This is a genomic window from Nocardia sp. Tas62D01 (assembly GCF_055232035.1).
The window spans coordinates 7,193,127-7,214,547 of record NZ_JBUYUZ010000001.1; the positions used below are offsets into that span (position 1 = coordinate 7,193,127).

General features: G+C 67.6%; 17 protein-coding genes. 11 read left to right on the forward strand and 6 right to left on the reverse strand.

Going from position 1 to position 21,421, the window contains the following annotated elements; translation table 11 throughout:
• Window positions 1–97: 97 nt before the first annotated feature.
• Complete coding sequence (locus tag ACV7NQ_RS34380) at window positions 98–1,558, reverse strand: NAD(P)/FAD-dependent oxidoreductase (RefSeq protein ID WP_463363361.1); 1,461 nt, start codon at window positions 1,556–1,558, stop codon at window positions 98–100.
• 228 nt (window positions 1,559–1,786) lie between these two features.
• On the opposite strand from ACV7NQ_RS34380, the gene ACV7NQ_RS34385 reads away from it, so the two are divergent.
• Window positions 1,787–3,274 (forward strand): cytochrome P450, encoded by a 1,488-nt coding sequence (locus tag ACV7NQ_RS34385; protein ID WP_463363362.1) that lies wholly within the window; start codon window positions 1,787–1,789, stop codon window positions 3,272–3,274.
• A 56-nt stretch (window positions 3,275–3,330) separates the two neighbouring features.
• On the opposite strand, the gene ACV7NQ_RS34390 is transcribed toward ACV7NQ_RS34385, so the two are convergent.
• Window positions 3,331–4,215 (reverse strand): serine hydrolase, encoded by an 885-nt coding sequence (locus ACV7NQ_RS34390; RefSeq protein WP_463363363.1) that lies wholly within the window; start codon window positions 4,213–4,215, stop codon window positions 3,331–3,333.
• Between the two features lie 128 nt (window positions 4,216–4,343).
• Complete coding sequence (locus tag ACV7NQ_RS34395; protein ID WP_463363364.1) at window positions 4,344–4,541, reverse strand: hypothetical protein; 198 nt, start codon at window positions 4,539–4,541, stop codon at window positions 4,344–4,346.
• 239 nt (window positions 4,542–4,780) lie between these two features.
• On the opposite strand from ACV7NQ_RS34395, the gene recC reads away from it, so the two are divergent.
• From recC to ACV7NQ_RS34425, 6 genes are all read left to right on the forward strand, one after another.
• A complete protein-coding gene (recC, locus tag ACV7NQ_RS34400) occupies window positions 4,781–8,164 on the forward strand; it encodes an exodeoxyribonuclease V subunit gamma (protein WP_463363365.1) in 3,384 nt (1,127 codons plus the stop codon).
• 217 nt (window positions 8,165–8,381) lie between these two features.
• Window positions 8,382–12,017, forward strand: coding sequence for a UvrD-helicase domain-containing protein (locus ACV7NQ_RS34405; RefSeq protein WP_463363366.1), 3,636 nt, complete (start codon window positions 8,382–8,384; stop codon window positions 12,015–12,017).
• A gap of 379 nt (window positions 12,018–12,396) precedes the next feature.
• Window positions 12,397–14,310 carry an exodeoxyribonuclease V subunit alpha gene (gene recD / locus ACV7NQ_RS34410; RefSeq protein WP_463363367.1) on the forward strand — a complete coding sequence of 638 codons (1,914 nt, stop codon included), beginning with the start codon at window positions 12,397–12,399 and terminating at the stop codon, window positions 14,308–14,310.
• A 43-nt stretch (window positions 14,311–14,353) separates the two neighbouring features.
• The gene (locus ACV7NQ_RS34415) at window positions 14,354–14,833 is read left to right on the forward strand and encodes an RNA polymerase sigma factor (protein ID WP_463363368.1); all 480 of its coding nucleotides are present in this window, start codon (window positions 14,354–14,356) and stop codon (window positions 14,831–14,833) included.
• Entirely contained in the window at window positions 14,833–15,444 is a 612-nt protein-coding gene (locus ACV7NQ_RS34420) for a methylated-DNA--[protein]-cysteine S-methyltransferase (RefSeq protein WP_463365928.1), read from the forward strand. Before ACV7NQ_RS34415 ends, ACV7NQ_RS34420 begins: the two co-directional genes overlap by 1 nt.
• A 45-nt stretch (window positions 15,445–15,489) precedes the next feature.
• Window positions 15,490–15,702 (forward strand): MGMT family protein, encoded by a 213-nt coding sequence (locus tag ACV7NQ_RS34425; RefSeq protein ID WP_463363369.1) that lies wholly within the window; start codon window positions 15,490–15,492, stop codon window positions 15,700–15,702.
• Between the two features lie 20 nt (window positions 15,703–15,722).
• On the opposite strand, the gene ACV7NQ_RS34430 is transcribed toward ACV7NQ_RS34425, so the two are convergent.
• Window positions 15,723–16,205 (reverse strand): DUF3558 domain-containing protein, encoded by a 483-nt coding sequence (locus tag ACV7NQ_RS34430; protein WP_463365929.1) that lies wholly within the window; start codon window positions 16,203–16,205, stop codon window positions 15,723–15,725.
• Between ACV7NQ_RS34430 and ACV7NQ_RS34435 the strand changes: the two genes are divergently transcribed.
• A complete protein-coding gene (locus tag ACV7NQ_RS34435) occupies window positions 16,120–16,314 on the forward strand; it encodes a hypothetical protein (RefSeq protein WP_463366129.1) in 195 nt (64 codons plus the stop codon). The genes ACV7NQ_RS34430 and ACV7NQ_RS34435 overlap by 86 nt on opposite strands.
• On the opposite strand, the gene ACV7NQ_RS34440 is transcribed toward ACV7NQ_RS34435, so the two are convergent.
• A complete protein-coding gene (locus ACV7NQ_RS34440; protein ID WP_463363370.1) occupies window positions 16,304–16,693 on the reverse strand; it encodes a hypothetical protein in 390 nt (129 codons plus the stop codon). The two genes, ACV7NQ_RS34435 and ACV7NQ_RS34440, sit on opposite strands and share 11 nt — an antisense overlap.
• Window positions 16,694–17,154: 461 nt before the next feature.
• Here ACV7NQ_RS34440 and ACV7NQ_RS34445 point away from each other — a divergent pair, with 461 nt between their 5' ends.
• Window positions 17,155–18,648, forward strand: coding sequence for a flavin-containing monooxygenase (locus ACV7NQ_RS34445; protein WP_463363371.1), 1,494 nt, complete (start codon window positions 17,155–17,157; stop codon window positions 18,646–18,648).
• Here ACV7NQ_RS34445 and ACV7NQ_RS34450 read toward each other — a convergent pair.
• Window positions 18,645–19,307 carry a TetR/AcrR family transcriptional regulator gene (locus ACV7NQ_RS34450; protein WP_463363372.1) on the reverse strand — a complete coding sequence of 221 codons (663 nt, stop codon included), beginning with the start codon at window positions 19,305–19,307 and terminating at the stop codon, window positions 18,645–18,647. The genes ACV7NQ_RS34445 and ACV7NQ_RS34450 overlap by 4 nt on opposite strands.
• 112 nt (window positions 19,308–19,419) lie before the next feature.
• On the opposite strand from ACV7NQ_RS34450, the gene ACV7NQ_RS34455 reads away from it, so the two are divergent.
• The gene (locus ACV7NQ_RS34455) at window positions 19,420–20,283 is read left to right on the forward strand and encodes a metal-dependent hydrolase (protein WP_463363373.1); all 864 of its coding nucleotides are present in this window, start codon (window positions 19,420–19,422) and stop codon (window positions 20,281–20,283) included.
• Window positions 20,280–21,353, forward strand: coding sequence for a PDR/VanB family oxidoreductase (locus ACV7NQ_RS34460; RefSeq protein ID WP_463363374.1), 1,074 nt, complete (start codon window positions 20,280–20,282; stop codon window positions 21,351–21,353). The genes ACV7NQ_RS34455 and ACV7NQ_RS34460 overlap by 4 nt, the downstream gene beginning before the upstream one ends.
• Window positions 21,354–21,421: the final 68 nt, after the last annotated feature.

Here is a 21,421-nt window from a genome sequence, read left to right on the forward strand (position 1 = left end):
ACAGCCGAACCCACCACGACAGCGGGTGCGGTCACCGTGTTGATGGCAACCATCGCATCGACGGTGCCATCGAAGGACAGCGGATTGATGCAGCATGTCAGCCCGCCTTGCGGTCGGCGGCCGTCTTCTCCGCCTTGTCGAAGGCATTGGCCTTCTTCACCGATTTGCCGTTCTCGGCAGGCGGCGCGCCGAGTGCCGCCGCGAGTTCGTCCGCGTCTTCCTCGTCGGAATTGACGGCTTCCAGCGCAAGCCTGGCAAACACCCATTGCTCGGTCGCGGCCATCTGCCCGCGGCTGCGTCCGAGGAAGGTGACGAACCACTGGATCACGGTGATGATCCGGCTGCGGTAGCCGACCAGGTAGTACAGGTGCAGCGCCAGCCAGGCCAGCCAGGCGATGAATCCGCCGAACTCCAGCTTGCCGATCTGGCACACGGCGCTGAACCGCGACACCGTCGCCATGCTGCCTTTGTTGAAGTACTTGAACGGCTTGCGTTCCTGAGGGGCTTCGCCTTTCAACCCGGCCTTGATCTGCTTGGCCGCGTAGGTCGAGCCCTGGATGGCGCCCTGCGCCATACCCGGCACGTTCGGCACCGACATTAGGTCGCCGACGACGAAGACGTTCGGGTGACCCTTGATGGTGAGGTCCGGTTCTACGATGACGCGCCCGGCGCGGTCGACCTCGGTGCCGTCGGACTGCTCGGCGAGCATTTTGCCCAACGGGCTGCCTTGCACACCGGCCGACCACACCTTGCAGGACGACTCGATGCGGCGGACGGTGCCGTCGGTGTCCTTCACCGTGACGCCCTGCGCGTCGATATTGGTGACCATGGCGTTGAGCTGGATCTCCACGCCCATCTTCTCCAGCCGGCGCTGCGCCTTGCCGCCCAGCTTCGGGCCCATCGGGCCGAGCACCGCGCCCGCGCCCTCGAGCAGGACGACCCTGGCGTCACGCGGATCAATATTGTGGAACGTGCCTTCCAGGGTGCGATCGGCGAGTTCGGCGATCTGACCCGCCAATTCGACACCGGTGGGTCCTGCGCCGACCACCACGAAGGTGAGCAGCCGGTCCCGCATTTCCTGCGTGGTGGCCAGTTCGGCCCCTTCGAACGCGCCCAGGATGCGCGCGCGTAGCTCCAGCGCGTCATCGATGGTCTTCATGCCGGGCGCGTAGGTGGCGAACCTGTCGTTGCCGAAGTAGGACTGCTGCGCACCGGTCGCGACGATCAGGCTGTCGAACTCGGTGACCGTGTTCTGGTTGAGCAGCCGCGAGGTGACCGTCTTGGCCTGCAGATCGATATCGATCACATCGCCGAGCAGCACCTGCGCGTTCTTCTGCTCGCGCAGCACCAAGCGAGTTGCCGGGGCGATTTCGCCGACCGAGAGGATGCCGGTGGCCACCTGGTAGAGCAGTGGCTGGAAGAGGTGGGTTGATGTCTTGGAGATCAGTGTGACGTCGACATCGGCGTGCTTGAGGTGCTTGGTTCCGAACAAGCCGCCGAAGCCCGAGCCGATCACCACCACCCGATGACGACGGTTCTCGACAGACTCAGTGCTCATCGTCCTGCTCCTCGACAGACCTGGGCTTGGCCCTATGAACGTTCTCGACCCGCCTAACCGTAGTCGGCGCTGACTTGACCGTCACGGCGAGATCCCGGTTCCTGCTGTGCTGCGAAGCGAATGCCGTGCCTGCGCCGATCCGCCGAGGGACCGTCGCGTTCCGGCGAACCGACCGGATGAATGTGAGAAAGAGAATACGATAGATGCTGTTGTTCAGGGAGGTTTGCCATGGTCACCGGGCACCGTGTCGTCAGTCGAAAGCCCAGCGTACGGCCCGAATCCGAGAACGCTTCGCTGATTAATATTCCCGATACGCGGCTGATCGACCGGGCGTTGCGCCGGGTCCCTGAGCGTCATCGGGTCCTGGCCACACCCCCGCGCGGCAGCGCGACCACGGCGGTGCACGGCGACGCGGGCCTGCCGTATTTCGGCCGCGGGTTGCACTATCTGCGCTGGGGTCCGGCGGAAATGATGGACCGCTACCGGCAATACGGCCCGGTTTCGCTGAACACGTCGCTGGGCATCGATCGGGTGCTGGTCTGCGGGCCGGACGCGATCGACGAGGTGCTCGGTCGGCGGCGCCGCGATTTCGGTCAGGGCTGGGACTATTTCATCGGCCCGTTCTTCGGGCGCGGACTGCTACTGCTCGAATTCGACGAGCACATGTTCCACCGGCGGATCATGCAGCAGGCATTCACCAGGGACCGATTGGAGGCGCACTTGGCCGCGCTCACGCCGGTGGCGCGAGCGGCCATCGGGCGTTGGGTGCCGCGGGGCAATGCGCGCACCGTCAAGCTGTATCCGACGATCAAAGAGCTGACCCTCGAGATCGCGAGCGAGACCTTCATGGCCGTCGACGTCGGTACACAGCGCCGCATGCTGCTCGACGCGTTCGTCGACTGCACGCACGCGGGGCTGTCGATCATTCGCCACCCGGTGCCCGGCGGTAACTGGCGGGCCGGGCTGCGCGGCAGGAAAGTGCTGGAGGACTACTTCACCGCGATGCTGCCGCGGAAGCGGCGCACCGAGTCGCCGGACTTCTTCTCCGGCCTGTGCCACGCACGCAGCGAGGACGGCGCCGAATTCAGCGACGCGGATGTGGTGAACCACATGATCTTCCTGATCATGGCCGCCCACGACACCACCACGACAACGGCCACCGCGGTGGCCTATTACCTCGGCAAACATCCCGAATGGCAGCAGCGGGTCCGCGCCGAGGTGCTCGCCATCGACAGTGAAACCGGCGGCGCCGCACCGACGATCGCCGAGCTGGACCGGATGCACGACCTCGATATGGTGATCAAGGAGAGCCTGCGGCTGATGCCGCCGGTGCCCGGGCTGGTGCGGCGTGCGGTGCGCGATACCGAGATCGCGGGACGCTACATTCCGGCGGGCACCCCGTGCGACCTCGCCTACGGCGTCAACCACCTGCTGCCCGAACTGTGGACCAGCCCCGAGCTGTTCGATCCCGAGCGCTTCGGCGAGCGCCGCCGCGAGGACAAGTCACACCGGCTGGCCTGGCTGCCGTTCGGCGCCGGTGCACACAAGTGCATCGGCATGCACTTCGGCACCTTCGAAGTGAAGACGGTCATCGCCGCTCTGGTGCGCGAATACGAGTGGACCATTCCGGAGGATTACCGAATGCCCTGGGGCTTCAGCACAATTCCGTTCCCCAGGGACGGTGCGCCGGTCACGCTGCGCCGTCTCCACAACTAGCCAACAGCCGGAAAAGTCACCTGACGTAACGTTCGAGTTCGACTGCTGGGGCTTGGTCAGCGGCCGGCGAACAGCATTTCGGCGACCTTGGTGTCGGTCTCGGCGCCCTCGGTGTAGCCGCCGTCGCTGCCGAGTGAACTCATGATGGCGAGGGTGTAACGTTCGCCCGGGCCCGCGAAGCCGACCGAGTTCACCACCCAGCCGCCCTGCTCATCGGACCAGCCGTTCTTCAGGCCGGGCATCATGCGCTGGCCCGCGCCCCACACGCCCCAGTGCTGGTTGCTGTCCACCGCGCGCATCCGGTCGAGCAGGTAGGCGCGGTCGTCGGGGTGCATGCGGTTGAAGATGAAGTCCATCAGCCGATCCAGGTCGGCAGGCGTGCACTTCTGGAATGACCAGTCCGGGAACAGCGCGGTGCTGGTCGGCTGGGGGACGAGGGAGACCATGCCGTTGGCGCGGAAGGCGTTGTTGTAGGCCATACGGTCCAAGCCCGCGTACTTGTTCCACAGGAAGTCGGCAGCGGCGTCGTTGGAGGTCGCCAGCATCGACTCCATCATCGTGCGGTCCTCCGGCGACAGACCGATCGCGCCGACCCTGGCGCGGTCGAGTAGGTCGACGGCGATCGCCAGCTTGATGGTGGAGGCGGTCCAGACCGAGTTTTCCGCGTTCTCGTTCGCGTACACCCCGCCGCTGACCCGGTCGCGGACGACATAGCCGGTCACGCCGGGCCGATTGCTTACATATGCGTCTACGGCAGCAATCCGGTTGCTCATATCGCAGTCGAAGCCGGGCAGGCAGCCCTGCGTATGCGCGGGTGGCGCGGCGTGCGCGATCGTGATCAGCGCGGGTGCGCTCGGGATCAGGATCGCGGCAGCGGCGAGGACACAGGCTGATGCGGCCACGCGGGGAACGGCCCGGGTGACGGCCAAGGGGTAACGCACGAGGGACCACGATCGCACATCGTCGCGCCGGACGCACGTCTTGAGCTCAGCTCGACACTGTGATAAGGCCAGAGTTTTGCGCTTGCGCCCCTACGGTTTTCGATCGGCGTCGGTCCGGGGCCTGCCGCTCAGCGGAAGGCCTCGCGCAGTTCCTCGACGGTCCGGCCGTTGAGCCGGTAGCAATGCGCGAACGCTTCGGTGTGGTTGTCGCGGGGCCAGAAGTGTAGGACGACGGTGCGGCCGTAAGAGCGCGAGTTGACCAGCTCCCATCTGTCTCCGACTCGGCGAACTGTGAACCCGCCTCTCGGGACAAGGGGAATCACCATCGCAACCATGAACGCGAACCAGCCTTTCGTGCAATTCTCCCGTTCCTCCCCGGTTGAGCACTGTTGCACATCGGGGCCCTCGATCCGAGGTGACACGACGAAGTAATTCGTTCGCGTGTGGCTTATTTCACTCTCGCGGTGCCGGGGTGCCGGAGTTGCGTATCGATCGCTGGGCGTATAAAAGTGCACGAAGCCCGAGGCGTTTCGACGAAGGATCCGGACCCGACGAGAGGGCGTAGATGCCGCTGCACATCCACCGTGCCGAGCACTCCGACGCCTTGGCGGATTCACTCGCCGCGTTGCTGGCCGCGCCGCTGGATGATCCGTTTGCCGCGGAGGTGGTGGCGGTGCCGGCCAAGGGGGTGGAGCGGTGGCTGACGCAGCGGCTGTCGACGATGCTCGGTGTGGGCGGTTCGACCGACGGTGTCGCCGCAAACATCCAGTTCCCCTCGCCCGCCGCCTTGGTCGCCGACGTGCTGGCCGCGGCGAGTGGGGTGCGACCCGAGGACGATCCGTGGGCCGCGGAGCGAGTCGTGTGGACGCTGCTGCGGGTGATCGACGCCTCGGTGGCCGAACCGTGGTCGGCGGTGCTGGCGCGGCATCTCGGGGCGAACGATCCCGCCGGAGGTGACCACCGGGTCGGGCGTCGCTACGCCACGGCCGCGCACCTCGCCGGACTGTTCGATAGCTACGCGGCGCAGCGCCCGACACTCGTCACGGAGTGGGCGGCGGGTGCGGACACCGCCGGCGCCGGCGCCCCGGTGCCCGACGATCTGTTGTGGCAGCCCGCGCTGTGGCGCCGCTTGCGGGCGGAGGTCGGTGCGTCGAGCCCGGCGGAGCGTTTAGCGGCCGCGTGCGATCGGTTGCGTGCCGAACCCGATTTGGTCGCGTTGCCGACGCGATTGTCGCTGTTCGGTGTGACTCGGTTGCCGACCGATCAGCTTGCGGTCCTTTCGGCGCTGGCGGCCAATCGCGATATCCACCTGTGGCTGGCCCACCCGAGCCCGGCGATGTGGACGGAGCTGGCCAGGTGTCCGGCTGTGGTGGCTCGGGCGGATGACGCCAGCGTGACCGTCATTCGGCATCCGTTGCTGTCCGGGCTCGCGCGCGATGTACGTGAACTGCAGCAGCGACTGGCCGGTGTCGTCGCGACCGACACGCATCATGCGACCAGCCCCAAGGGGATGGTCGGTGCCGCAGAACAGGCTGCGGCGGGTGGCGTCGGCGGTGCGCGGCGGACGTTGCTCGCCGCGATGCAGGCGGGGATTCGGGATGACGTGTGGCCGCCGGTATCGGGAATCGGCGGTGACGGCACCGTCCAGGTACACGCATGTCATGGACCCGCGAGGCAGGTCGAGGTATTGCGAGAATGCCTGCTCGGGCTGTTGGCCGCTGATCCGACCTTGGAACCGCGGGATGTGTTGATCATGTGTCCCGAGGTTGAGAGGTATGCGCCGCTGGTACGGGCCGCGTTCGGGCAGCGAACCGCCGGAACCGTTGAGGCCGTGGGCGATTCGGTGCATCCGGCGCACCGGTTGCGGGTGCGGCTTGCCGACCGGGGTCGTGGGGTGACCAATCCGCTGCTCGCGGTGATCGGAGTGCTGCTCGAGCTCGCAGACGGGCGGGTGACCGTCACCCAGGTGCTTGACTTGGCCGCGTCCGAAACCGTCCGGCGCCGTTGTGGATTCGACGAGGACGATATCGAACGGTTGCGTGAGTGGGCGGCCGAGTCCGGGGCGCGGTGGGGGATCGGGCAGCGCCAGCGGCAGGCGTTCGGGCTGGCAGACTTCGCACAGAACACCCTCAACAGCGCGGTCGATCGCATCCTGCTCGGGGTGACTGCGGACGAATCTTCCGAGGACTGGCTGGATTTGGCGTTACCGCTGGACGACGTAGACAGCAACGACGTGGATCTGGCCGGCCGGTTCGCGGAATTCATCGATCGCCTCGCGGTCTGCCTGCGGGACCTGCGCGGACCCAGGCCCGCGCACGAGTGGGCGGCGGTGCTCGGCCGATCCCTGGACCTGCTCACTGATGTGCCCGGCAGTCAAGCGTGGGTGCGCACCGAGGCGCGCCGTGAGCTGGCCGGTGCCACCGAACATGCGGGCGATGTGTCGTTGCGGCTGGCCGACATCGGCGTGCTGCTGGCCGGCCGGCTCGCGGCCCGGCCGACCCGGGCCAATTTCCGTACCGGCGAACTGACCGTCTGCACGATGGTCCCGATGCGATCGGTTCCGCATCGCGTGGTGGTACTGCTCGGTCTGGACGACGAGGTGTTCCCGCGCCCGGGTGGCGTGGACGGCGACGACGTGCTCGCGCGCAATCCGCTACTCGGCGAACGTGATTCACGCAGCGAGGATCGTCAACTGCTGCTGGATGCGATGATGGCGGCCGGGGAGCAGCTGCTGGTGTTCCACACCGGCGCGGACCCGGTCACCGGCGCGCACCGTCCGCCCGCGATCCCGGTGGCCGAACTGCTCGACGCGATACGGGTGCACGTCGGCGCCGCCGGAATGTCCGGGGTCGTGACCCGACATCCGTTGCAGGCCTTCGACCGTCGCAATTTCCGTGCCGAGCGACCCTTCAGTTACGACACCGTCGCGCTGGCCGGTGCGGTGGCCGCGGGTGAGTCGGCGCAGCCGCCGCCCGCGTTCCTGTCCGGCCCGCTGCCCGCACCGGAACTCGCGGATGTGGCACTGGCCGACGTGATTTCGTTCGTGGAACACCCGATCCGCTCGTTCCTCTGGCAGCGCCTCGGCCTGCGGGTGCCCGACCACGACGAGGACATCGCCGACCGGCTGCCCATCGAACTCGACGGACTCGCGAAATGGGAACTGGGCGAACGCCTGCTGGCCGCCCGGCTCACCGGCGCCGACCCCGCGGGCCTGCGTGCCGCGGAATGGCGGCGAGGCACGTTGCCGCCCTTCGGTTTCGGCGCCGCCGTCCTCGACGAGGTCGAGAGCACCGTGGACAAGCTGGTGCGCGCCTCGCTGCCGGAATACGAGAGCGCAGCGCGCTCCGTCGACATCGTGATCGATCTCGGCAACGGCCGCAGGCTCACCGGCACCGTGCCCGAGGTGCACGGTGAAACTCTGGTCCGCACCACGTTCTCCCGGCTCGCGCCGAAACACCGGATCGCCGCGTGGGTGTCACTGCTCGCACTGGCCGTCACCGAGGACCGATCGTGGCGCGCCGTCACCACCGGCCGCGGCCAATTCGGCCGCCCCTCATGGCGTTCCGTGCTCACCGCCCCCGACCAGCCCGTCGCGTTGACGGTGCTGCGCGAGCTGGTGAAACTCCGCGACGCAGGTCTCACCGAGCCCCTGCCGATCGCCACCGGCGCCACCGCCGCCTACGCCGACCGCCGCTTTCGCGGCTCGAATGCCGAGGAAGCCATCGCCGCAGCCGAACGCGAATTCAACGGTGGCCCCAACGGTCCCGGCCCCTTCGGCGACCACGCCGACCGCCACCTGCGCTACGTCTGGGGTCCCGCCCCCCGCCTGGAACACCTCATGGAAACCCCGGCGCCGCCCGGCGAGCGGGGGGAGACCACGCGCTTCGGTGCCCTGGCGCGCCGGATGTGGGCGCCGCTGCTCGGCGCCGAGAGTCAGGGGCAGCCGTGAGTTTCGGCGTTCACCGCCGGTCCGTCGCCGCGGTGCCGTGCTCCGTGGCCGGGAGCTTCGGTGATCGTGGGTTTTCGATCTCCGTCGGCGTGGCATGGCGTGGCATCGCTGCCGGACGGACGACGATGTGGTCGGAACACGTCGAGCCGAGACTGCGGCAGGTATCGGTGCGACGGCGTCCGGGACTGTTGTCGAGCGTCGGAAGCGGGTGGAGTGCGTGACCGTTCAGGACACCGACTTCACCATCCCGGGCGTGGTGGCGGCCGATCGGTTCGATCCGAACGGGCCGTTGCCGACCGGTACCACGGTCTTGGAGGCGAGCGCGGGGACCGGGAAGACGCATGCGATCGTCGGTCTCGCCGTGCGGTATGTGGCGGAGGTCGGGATCGGGATCTCGCAGTTGCTGCTGGTGACATTCAGCCGGGCCGCGACGCAAGAACTTCGGGAACGTACGCGCGATCGTTTCGTCGCGGTCGCGGCGGCGCTGGCTGATCCGGAGACGGCGCGGGCACACTCCGATGATCTGATCCGGCTTGTCGCACAGGCGGATTCGGATGAGATTCGAGCTCGCCGTGACCGATTGCTCACGGCGCTCTCGGATTTCGACGCGGGCACCATCGCCACCACGCACAGCTTCTGCCAGCGCATGCTGGACGAGCTCGGGCTGGCGGGCGAGCACGATCCGGGCTCCCGTCTGGTCGAGAACATCGATGACCTGGTGGGGACAGTCGCCGACGACCTCTACCTGAACCGGTACGCCCGTGCCGAACCACCGTTCTCCCTGAAGGACGCGCACATACTGGCGCTGGCGGCCGTGCGCGACCGGCATGCCGTGCTCGTCCCGAAGGGCGACGGCGCGGCGGGGGAGCGGGTCGCCTTCGCGACCGCGGTCCGCGCCGAGACCGAACGCCGAAAGCGTTTGGCGGGCTTGCGAGATTTCGACGATCTGCTGGTACTGCTGCACGACGTGCTCGCCGACCCCGCGCACGGTCCGCGCGCCCACCGCCGCATCCGCGACCGCTACCGCGTCGCCTTGGTGGACGAATTCCAGGACACCGACCCGCTGCAATGGGACATCCTGCGCCTGGCCTTCCACGGCCACGCCACCCTCGTCTTGGTCGGCGACCCCAAACAGGCCATCTACGCCTTCCGCGGCGCGGAGGTCCTCAGCTACCTGGACGCCGTTGAACACGCCGACACCCGCAAGGAACTCACCACCAACTGGCGCAGCGACGCGGGCTTACTGGCCGCCCTGGACCATCTGCAAGGCGGAGCGACGTTGGGTCACAAGGAAATCGCGGTTTACCCGGTTGCCGCCACCCGTCCCTGGACGCGGCTGGCGGGCCCCGCCGACCTGATAACCCCGCTTCGCGTGCGCGCCCTGCCGCGCACAGGCGCGGGCCCCCGCAACAAGTCCGGCTTCCCCGCCGTCGGCCGCATGCGCGCCAAGGCCGCCGACGATCTCGCCGCCGACATCGTCCGCCTGCTGGAGTCCGGCACGACCGTCGAGGCGAAAGCCGAACCCCGTGTCGATGCGGCGCTCACGCCGTCGAACGGTGTGCGCGCGGCAATCGGCGAGGCCGGAGGCGGCGAGCCGGCAGGCGGGTCGGGTCCGCTGGCGGGCATCGATCCGAGCACCGGTGCGGCCGCCGAGTTCCACGGCGAGGCCGCCGTCCCGGCGGAGGCATCCGGCCGTCTGGCGAGAGAGTCCACACTCGATCCGATGAGTCCGCCGATCGAGCTCGGCGCGTCGACATCCAGCCCTGACGCGGCTGCGGGACCTACGTCCGGCGTGAATGGCGTGCCGCATCGGCCGATCGGGCCCGGTGATATCGCGGTGCTGGTTCGCACGAGGTCTCAGATCGATGTGGTGCGAGCGGCTTTGGATGGGGTCGGGGTCGCTTCGGTGCTCGCGGGCGGGACCAGTGTGTTCGGTACGAGCAGCGCCACCGACTGGTTGTGGTTATTGCGGGCGCTCGAGCAGCCGCATCGGGCTGATCGGGTGCGGTTGGCGGCATGTACGCCGTTGCTTGGCGTTACCGCTGTCGAAATCGACAGTGGGGGCGCCGATTTGGTCGGTCGGGTCAGCGCTCAGTTGCGTGATGCGGCTCGGTTGTTCGCTCGGGCGGGTTTCGCGGCCGTGTTCGAAAAGCTTTCGTCCGAGGCGCATTTGGCGCAGCGGCTGTTGGCCGTCGAGAACGGTGAGCGGCAGCTGACCGATCTGCGGCATATCGCGCAGCTGCTGGATCAGGTCGCGTTGACCGAAGGTCTGGGATTGACGGCGCTCACGCGCTGGCTCGCCGACCGGGTACGCGACCCGGCCTCCGGCTCGGTGTCCGACCGTAGCCGCAGGCTCGATCGTGACGCGGCGGCGGTCCAGATTGCCACGGTGCATGCCAGCAAGGGCCTCGAATTCCCCATCGTGTACCTGCCGTTCGCATGGGACAACGCGAAGAACCCGTACCCGGCGACCCTGCTGTACCACGACGATGAGGGCGCTCGCTTGCTCGATGTCGGCGGCCAGGACGCCACCGGCTACGCGGAACGCAAGCTGCGCAGCGAATCCGAGGAGGCCGGTGAGGAGCTGCGACTGCTGTACGTCGCGCTCACGCGGGCGATGTGCCAGGTCGTGGCCTGGTGGGCCCCGGCGATCACCACCGCCGCGTCACCGCTGCATCGGATGATCCTCGGCCGTCCCGATGGCGGCAACCTCGTCCCGGCCCGCGCCGCCGTGCCTGCGGATACCGTTGCAGTACAGCTACTTTCGGCATGGGCGGCGGGCGCGCCCGAGGCGATCTCGGTCGAGGGCGTCGCCGGCACGGATGCGGTCGAGATCCGGCGGGTGCGCAGTGAGCCCGTGATCGGAGAACTTGCCGCCGCCCATTTCTCGCGCATCCTGGACCAGCAATGGCGGCGTACCTCGTATTCGGCATTGACCGCAGGGGCGCACAATGCCGCCGTTGCCGAGGCCGAACCCGAGGACGAGCGAGGTCCGGCCGACGAGCCGACCGCGCCGATAGCGGCCGAGGTCGAGCCTTCGACCTCCGGTGCCGCCCTGTCGCTGATGAACGCCCTGCCCTACGGTGCCGAGTTCGGCACCCTGGTGCACGGCGTGCTGGAGCTGATCGACACGGACGCAGTGGATCTGACCGCCGAGGTCAACACCCGCTGCCGCGCATCGACCGAGGAACTCATGGCCGAGGCGGATCCCGAGATCCTCGCCACCGCTTTGTTGGCCATCCTGCGCACCCCGTTCGGATTCGGTTGTCTCGCCGATATTTCCGGTCGCGACAAGCTGAACGAACTCGAATTCGAACTCCCCCTCGCGGGCGGCGACACCCCCAGCGCACACACGGCCACCCTGCGCCAAATCGCCGATCTGCTGCGCGAGCACCTGCCGTCCGACGACGATTTCGCCTCCTACGCCGACCAATTGGCGGCCCTGGACGACATCCCCCTGCGCGGCTACCTCACCGGCAGCATCGACGCGGTCCTGCGCGTCGTCGAATCACCCGGTGCGGACCCACGATTCGTGATCGTAGACTACAAGACCAACCGGCTCGGCACCGGCGACCTGACCGTCGACCACTACACCCACGACCGCATGGCCGCTGAGATGCTCCGCTCCCACTACCCCCTGCAGGCCCTCCTCTACTCGGTGGCCCTGCACCGCTATCTGCGCTGGCGCCTCCCCACCTACGACCCCGCACGCCATCTGGGCGGCGCCTGCTACCTCTTCGTCCGCGGCATGATCGGCCCCGAAACCCCCACCGGCCGTGGCGTCTTCGACTGGAACCCACCTGCAGCCCTCATCATCGCCCTGTCCGCGTTACTCGCTGGAGAGGAGTCCTGATGACCCCACCCGGCGCTTGCCGCGAGCATGCCCGCACGGGTCTTGATGTCCCGCCTACGGATTCGGACGCGATTCGGTCCGCACCGAGTCAGCAGAGTCGCGACTGTTATCCGACGCCGACGGCGTTGTACTGCACCAGGTTTCCGTGCTCGCTCGATGCCGGGCAGGCGGCTGCGACGACGCTGGTACCCAGCGGATCGGCCCGCCGCCGACACAGCCGCACGCGTGCTGATTTCCGGCAGAGGACTTCCCCCGTGATTCGGTGTGTCAGAAATCAGCAGGTGCACGCCCGCAGGGTGTGGTCAGCTCATTCGACGGTGGATGGGATCGGATCAGGTCGACTCGATCGGGAGACCAGGCGGAGAGCGGTGGCGCGGCGATGACGTCGATTCAGGTGGCGCAGCGGGGGACTGGGCTCTTGCGCATCTTCAACGAGGCCGGTGTGTTGTCGGCGGCCGATGTCCACGTGGCCTTGCGGCTGGGGCGGATGGGCCGGGAGGCGTCGGAGGAGGTGCTGTTCGCGGCCGCGCTCGCGGTGCGGGCGGTGCGATCCGGCTCGGTGTGTCTGGAGCTGTTGCGGATGCGGGAGATCGGCGTGGACGCCGACGGAACCTGGGACGCAGGTGCCGGCATCGACCCGGCGACGCTGCCGTGGCCCGACATCGATGCCGTCGTCGCCGCATTGCGGGTGAGCCCGCTGGTGTGTGGGGGACCGGCAGGTCCGTTGCAGCCCTTGCGGCTTGTCGGTGCGGAGCGACGCAGTGACGCGGGCCCGCTGCTGTACCTGGATCGGTATTACCAGCAGGAGCAAACCATTCGACGGGTGCTCACCGAGCGGTCCGGTGACCATCCGGTGGTCGACCCGAGCATCGTGCGCCGGGAACTGGACCGCCTCTTCGACCCACCGGTCGGTGCCGCGCCGGACCGGCAGCGCCTGGCCGCCGCGCTCGCCGCCACCCACTGGACCACGGTGGTGGCAGGCGGTCCCGGCACCGGAAAAACCCACACCATCGCCCGGATTCTGGCGCTGCTCGAGGCGCATCAACGCGCGAATCCGAAACTGCCCACACTCCGTATCGCCATGGCGGCTCCGACCGGCAAAGCCGCCGCTCGCCTTCAGGAAGCGGTGCGTGAGCAGGCCGACTCGCTCGAACTGCCGGATCTCACCGCCGCCACCCTGCATCGACTGCTCGGCTGGCAGCGCGGTCGCACCACCCGGTTCAAGTATCACGAATTCAACCGGCTGCCCTATGACGCGATCGTCGTCGACGAAACCTCCATGGTGTCGCTGACCATGATGAGCAGGCTGCTGGCCGCGCTGCGCCCGGACACCCGCCTGGTGCTGGTCGGCGACCCGGATCAACTCGCCTCGGTAGACGCGGGTGCCGTCCTCGCCGACCTCGTCGCGGGACCCGTTGTCGGCGAACCGAATCCGATGCTCGATCCGATCCTCGGCGCCGATGCGCTGGAATCGGCTGCGGGCGAAGACAATCCGGAGGCGCTCACCAATCTCGAGCGCACCCGCATGCGCGGCGGAATCGTCCGCCTGACCCGCGGTCGCCGCTTCGGCGGCAAGATCGCCGAACTCGCGGTCGCGATCCGCGCGGGCGACGCCGACACCGCGCTCGATCTACTCCGCGCGGGCGGCACCGAGCTGTCGCTGAGCGCACCCGAAGAGACGGTGGCGGTACGCGCCGATATCGTCCACGCCGCTAAGGAAGTGACCGCGGCCGCGCTCGACGGCGACGCCGCGGTTGCCCTGACCGCCCTGGAGTCCCATCGCCTGCTCTGTGCCCACCGTCAGGGTCCCTTCGGTGTCGAACGCTGGGACCGCATGGCGGCCGAGTGGGCGGCAGCGGGCGGTGCGGGCCCGGACTCCTACCAGGCCCCCTGGTATCCGGGCCAACCTCTGCTGGTCACCGCCAACGACCACGAGGCCCGCATCTTCAACGGTGACACGGGCGTGATCGTGCGCATGCCGGACGGCTCGCTGCGCGCCGCCCTGCAACGCGGCAGCGAGCCCTATCTGGTGCACCCCACCCAATTCCCCGCCGTGGTCACCGTCTTCGCCATCACCATCCACCGCAGCCAGGGCAGCCAGTACGACACCGTCTCGGTTGTGCTGCCCGAACCCGAATCCACCCTGCTGACCAGGGAACTGCTCTACACCGCCGTCACCCGCGCCCGCCGCCACGTCCGCATCATCGGTGCCGACGACTCCATCCGCGCCGGTATCGGCCGGCGGGTACTCCGTGCTAGCGGCCTGTCTCGCAGTTCGGTGGTGGTGTCGTGAAATCTCGATCTCACGTTTGGCCACCGGCCACCGTCTACCCAGTGTGAGTTTGCCGCCGTTCGAGGAAGTGGTGGCCGAGTACGGCCCGATGGTGTTGCGCGTGTGCCGGGCGGTGCTCGGTCCGACCGATGCCGCCGACGCGTGGTCGGAGACGTTCCTGTCCGCGCTGCGTGCTTATCCGGATCTCGGCCCGGACACGAACATCGAGGCATGGCTGGTCACGATCGCGCACCGTCGCGCGACCGATGTGGGGCGAGCACTCACCCGCGCACCCGTCCCGGCGGAAACGCTGCCCGTGCGCGCGGCCCCCAACGCCGATCCGGCCGGTTACGACCCCGATCTGTGGGCCGCACTGGTGGCGCTGCCGACCAAGCAGCGCCAAGCGGTGGCCTACCACTATCTGGCAGGTCTGCCGCACGCCGAAATTGCTCAGCTGCTGGGCAATTCGACCGACGCCGCCCGCCGCGCCGCCGCGGACGGGCTGAAAACATTACGCAAGCTCTACCCGAAGGATCGAGCATGATGGCCACCATCGACCGCGCGGACGGCCTCTTCGACGGACTGACCCCCGACAGCGCCGACCTGCTTTCCCACCTGCACAGCCGATTGGCCGCCGATGCCCAGGCCGCGGGCCTGCTCGACGTTGCCTACCGCACCCTGGACACCCCCGTCGGCACCCTGCTGCTGGCAGCAACGCCCGCCGGTCTGGTCCGGGTCGCCTACCCCAACGAGGACCACGTCGCCGTCCTGGCCACCCTCGCCCAGCGCGTCAGCCCCCGAATACTGGCCGCCCCCGCGCGCCTCGATGCCGCGGCCAACGAAATCGACGAGTACTTCGCCGGCGCCCGAACCCATTTCGACCTGCCCCTCGACCTGCAACTCACTGACGGCTTCCGCCGCCAGGTCATCCAGCACCTGCGAGACATCGGCTACGGCCGCCGCAAAAGCTATGCCGCCGTCGCCGCCGCCGTCGGCAACCCGCGTGCCGTCCGCGCCGTCGGCTCCGCCTGCTCGCACAACCCCCTGCCCGTGGTGATCCCGTGCCACCGAGTGGTCCGCAGCGACGGCACCATAGGCCAATACGTCGGCGGCATCGAAGCCAAGAACACTTTGCTCACCCTCGAAGCGGCGTGAAACCCGCGACCGGGACCTCCGCAGACCAAGCCGACCCCGATCCTGTTGCGCTACACCGACAACGACTGGAACGCCCTGCACCGAGACCTCTACGCGCCCTGGTGCGCTTGCCCGCAACCATCTGCTGATCCTGTCCCGTGCCACCGTGTCGTCGGCCCCGACGGATCCTTGGCCGGCTACGCAGGCGGCCTCCTCGCCAAACGCACCCTGCTGGACGTGGAATCTGCCGACACTCTCCTCCCACTACTCGGTGTCTAGCAGTGCGCTCGCGTCGCTGGTCAGCTGCCTGCGGGCAGGAGGGGGACGACCGATTTGGCGATCTTGGTGGCGCTGGCGCAGGGGAGGAGCTTGTGGAGGTGTATGCTACGGGGGTCGTCTACGAGGATGTAGAGGGACCCGGCCTTCATCTCGACATTGACGGTGCAGCCGCCGGGGACGTCGGGGCGTGCCTCATAGCGCAGGGCCTTGCGGTCCGCGACGGTGAGATCGACGGCGGCGGGGAACTTTTCGTGAACCTGCGCGAGGGTGCCATTGGTGGTTTGTACGCGGAAGGTGTACGCAGTCTGCGCGACGTAGAGGCAACCTTTCCAGCGCATGTCGCCGATGGACTCTTGTCTGGGCGTCGGTGGGCGCGAATCCCATTGGTGCGAGGCCAGGAATTGCGGTGTCAATGCGGTGCAGGGATCGAAGGAAGCGCTCTGGTTCGAGCTGCTCGTCGGCGTACCGGACTTGGTGGTCGAGGGCGGCGAGCCTTGGGGCATCGCCGTCGGTGTCGGGGAGTTCCCGCCGCATCCGGTGAGGACGGCGAGTATCGCCGTGAAGGTCGCGACACCCGCCGACCGCCTGCCCGTGCCGAATCTCATAACCTGAGCTCACGCAACTGCCGTGCGAAGTCTTCGTCGGTGCGCTCATAGGCTTCGCGGATGGTGGTGAACAGCGACTGGATCTCGGTGGCCACCGTGATGTAGTCGCCGATGGTGTCGTACGCGTTGTTCGGCCCGCCGAAAGCCTTCTCCCGGAACAGGTTCACCAGCTCGATCGCCGACGACAGTCGAGGATTGTCCTCACCGAGCCCCCAATATGCCCGCTCGCCGAGCGCCCTGGCATCGTTCTGCGCCGAGGAGAGGTCGATGATCAGATCCTGGCAGGCCTTGTCGATGTCGAGAAAAGCCTGCGGCTCCATCCGTACCTGCAACGCCCCTGACTTGGCGTCCTCGATGTATGGACCGAATGTGCTGTCAACAGCCATGGCGGTCGTCCCTTCCACTGGTTCCGTCTGATGATAGAGACGCACGCAACCCGTGCACGGTTCCATCGGCACAGAGATTGCCGCCGTCGATCTTCTCCAGAGCCGGGCCGGAATTCTGCTCGCGTCGACCTGGGCAAACCTGTGGCTAATCTTTCGGGCAGCCGGCGTCGAGCCCCCTGGATGGGGTGTCTCGAATGGGGGATTGTGAGTGACTTCACTGCGAGCCGTTCGCGCGCGTACCGATCGGTCTCGGTCGGTTGTCCAGAAGTGATCAATTCGTCAACTATGTTGCGGCCGACCGCAACCCGATACCGGCTGCCGCGCGACGACGGACGCATCGGATGACAGGCCCGTAGGCTCGTGCGACTACGCCGGAAATGCCGGTCCGGTCGATAGGCTGGGGGTACTGTCGGCGCGCGCCGGTGCCGCGCCGGAGCCACCGATGACGGAGGACGAGATCCATGACGATCGCGGGCGATCACGTCGATGTGCTCATTGTCGGTGCCGGACTGTCCGGGATCGGCGCCGCGTATCACTTGCGGCGGGCGTTCCCGTGGCGGACCTACACCATCCTGGAGAGCCGCGACGCGATCGGCGGCACCTGGGACCTGTTCCGCTACCCGGGCATTCGCTCCGACTCGGATATGTACACCCTCGGCTACCGCTTCCGGCCGTGGATGGGCGACAAGTCGATCGCCGACGGCGACGACATCCTGAACTATGTGCGCGACACCGCCACCGAGAGCGGCATCGACCGGCACATCAGGTTCGGGCATCGGGTGGTCCGAGTGGAATGGTCCTCGGCCGACAACCGTTGGATCGTGCAGGCCGAACGCGCCGACACCGGCGAAACCGTCACCCTCATCGCCGGATTCCTGTTCTGCTGCTCCGGCTACTACCGCTACGACGAGGGCTACACCCCGGATTTCGCGGGCGCCGAACGCTTCTCGGGCCCGATCATCCACCCGCAGCACTGGCGGTCGGAGCTGGATGTCGCGGGCAAGCGGGTGGTGCTCATCGGTAGCGGAGCCACGGCAGTCACCCTCGGTCCGGCGCTGACGCAACAGGGCGCGCACGTGACCATGCTGCAGCGCTCACCGAGCTACATCATCTGCGCGCCCGCGCGCGACGACCTCGCCATGAGGGTGCGCAAGTTCCTGCCCGTCCGCGCCGCCTACACGGTGGCCCGTGCCAAGAATGTCGCGCTATCCACCGCGATGTACCAGCTGAGCCAAGGCTATCCGGAAGCCATGCGCAAACGCATCCGCGGTTGGCAGCAGCGCTGGCTGCCGCCGGGCTACGACATCGACACCCACTTCACGCCGTCCTACAACCCCTGGGATCAGCGACTGTGTCTGGCGCCCGACGGCGATTTCTTCCGTGCGATCCGCAAGGGCGAGCTGGATGTCGTCACCGACACGGTCGACACCTTCACCGAGACCGGTCTGACGCTCGCCTCCGGCGCGCGGCTCGACGCCGACATCATTATCACGGCAACGGGACTGAATCTGCTGGCGTTCGGCGGTATGGACCTGGTCGTGGACGGCCGCCCTGTCACACTGTCGGAGCGCATGGCCTACAAGGCGATGATGCTGTCGGACGTGCCGAACTTCGCCTACATCATCGGGTACACGAATGCCTCGTGGACGCTGAAGGCGGACCTGGTCTGCGAGTACATCGTTCGCTTGCTGCGGCACATGGACGCGCACGGATACGTGCGGTGCACGCCGGTGCGCGATCCGTCGGTCGGCGCGGCGTCGCTGTTCCTGAACTTCAACCCCGGCTATGTGCAGCGCGCGGCCAGCCAGTTCCCGATCCAGGGCACCAAAGCGCCGTGGCTGCTGCGGATGAGCTACCTACGCGACCTGGTCGCCCTGCGCCACGGCAAGATCACCGACAGCGCCATGAACTTCGCGCGAGCCGAGCGGCTGGATCCGGCATCGACCAACGGTTAGGGCGCTGTGGTGGAGGACCGGGCGGCCGCGATATTGCGCAGCACGCGGGTCGAGTGTTCGTCGAACCGTTCCCGTGACATGTCGATGGCGCCGTCCAGCCACGGGCGGTACATGTAGGCCATCGCACCGAAGATGGCGTGCGAGTTCAGGGCGTTGTCGGCGGAGTCCGGCGCCGGTTGATCGTCGGTGCCCGGTCCGATCGTCAGCGCGATCGGGGTGGTGAACTGCTCGATGAGTTCATTGCCGCGTTCGCCGAGCACGCGGGTGGCCTGGGATTCCACGAACATGATCCGGCCGCGCCTGCGATCTTCCACGAGATAGTCTGTGAATGCCGAAATGGCATGGCGGAACAGCCCTTCCGGATCGGCCGGTGCCGTGGCCAGTGCCGCCAATAGTCGGTCGCGGGCGCCGACGACCACCGTCTCGAGAGCGGTGGTGAACAGCGCGTCGAGATTCGGGAAGCTTTCGTAGAAGTAGCGCTCGGTGAGCCCGGCCTGCCTGCAGACGCCGCGCATGGAGGTTTCCGAGGCGCCGATAGTGGCCATTAACTCGATGGCGGCCTCGATGAGTTGTTCGCGGCGCGCGGCGATCCGGTCGGCGGCCGGCCGACCACGCCAGCGGCGCATGCCCGGTATCGATCCGTCGGGTTCGTCGTCCATGGCCCGATCCTCCCACGAACGAGAAGTTGACATCATGTGATGTTGACATCACCTGATGGCAGAAATACATTAATGGTGCGGTTTTGCAGGACCGAGACGTGAGGACCACCACATGAGCTCTGCCTATCCTGACCAGGCGCATGCCATCCACGCGCGCGACGTCGACTTCGATTCGGTGCCGCTGCACTACATCCCTGGTGAAGTCATGGCGACCCACATCATCAACGTGATGCACCTCGTGTTACCCGAGGGGGAGCGAGCGATGGCGCAGGCGCTCGCCGAAGCCCTACCGCTGATCGACGACGAGCGATTACGCGAGGAAGTGCGTGGCTTCATCGGCCAGGAGACGATGCACGCGAGCTCCCACGAAAAGGCGCGCCTACAGCTGCAGCGGCTCGGGCTGGATGTCGGCCCCATGGTGGATCGGGTCGGCTGGATGATCGATCGGGTGCTCGGCGACCACGGGCTGACCGGCCGCGCCAAACGCGAATGGCTGTGCGAGCGACTGGCATTGTTCGCCGGGATGGAGCACTACACCGCCGTCATCGGGGAATGGCTATTGACCAACGACAAGCTCGCGGCGAAGGGAATGCATCCGGCGATGCTGGATCTCATCCGCTGGCACGGCGCCGAGGAGGTCGAACACCGCAGCGTGGTCTACGACGCGTACATGTACGTCGACGGCGGCTACGCGCGCAAGGCGCGCCATGCGGTCATCGCCAGCACGGGACTGCTTGCGCTGTTTGTGGTTTCGGGTGGCTACCTGTTCCATCAGGACCCCTCGCGAGACAAGGGACGGTTCTGGCCGCTGCAGCTGGTCAGCGCATCGGTGCGCGGCGTGGTGCCAAACTTCACCACGTTCTTCACCGAGATTCCGCGGTACCTGCGGCCGGGTTTCCATCCCTCCCAGCTCGGCCCCATGGACAACGCGTTGCGCTACCTCGCGCAATCGCCAGCGGCACGGACCAGCGCATGACCACGGGCGTTGGTGCGGCGTTCCGGCCGGGAGCCGGGCTGCGGATACTCGCCTCGGCGGTCGACGTGTACAAGCGCGTGTTCGTCGAAGGCACTGCCGCGCAGCTTCTTTCGCGTCCGCAGCCGGTGCGGCACTCCGGTTACGACTTCCCGCTCGCGATCGAGCGGATCGTGCCGGAGGCCGAAGGCGTGGTCAGCCTCACCCTGCGCGACCCGGATGGTGCACAGCTGCCCGCCTGGACGCCGGGTGCGCATATCGATGTGTTTCTGCCGTCGGGTCGGCAACGGCAGTATTCGCTGAACGGCGATCCGGAGGACCGTTATTCGTACCGGATTGCGGTGCGCCATATAGCGAACGGCGAAGGCGTGTCCTGCGAGATCCACGCGCGGCTGTTCGCAGGTGACCTGCTGACCGTGCGTGGTCCGCGCAATGCGTTCCCGTTCATCTCGGCGCCGAAGTATCTGTTCGTGGCAGGCGGTATCGGGATCACGCCGATCCTGCCGATGATCACCGCCGCCGAGCGCGCCCGAACACCATGGCGTCTGATGTATTTCGGGCGGACGCGGGCGCGGATGCCGTTCTTGTGCGAGCTTGCCGGCTACACCGGCGGTGACGTGGTGGTGCGGCCGGACGACGAGTTCGGTGTGCCGAATCCGCGGATGATCTTCGAGCAGACGCCCACCGGCGCCGCGGTGTACGTGTGCGGCCCGCCCGCGCTGGCCGACGCCGCGCGCGAGGTGCTGTCGCTGCACGATCAGACCGCGTCGCTGCACACCGAGCGGTTCTCGCCGCTGCCGGTGCGTGATGGTGAGCCGTTCCGGATTCGATTGCGCCGCAGTGCGATCGATGTCGATGTCGCCGCCGACGAATCCGCGCTGACCGCGATCCGGCGGGCGCTGCCGGGTGTCGCGTATTCCTGCCAGCAGGGGTTCTGCGGGACCTGCCGGGCGGGGGTACTGGCGGGCCGGATCGACCACCGGGACCGGTTACTGCTCGACGGTGACCGTGAAAGTGCGATGCTGACCTGCGTATCACGCTCGCGCGGTGGCGAGCTCGAACTGGATTTGTGAACTGAAGCAGCTGTGGCCCAGCCGAAAAGTGGTCCGGCTGGAGCAGCCCGCCGATATGCCGGTCTGTA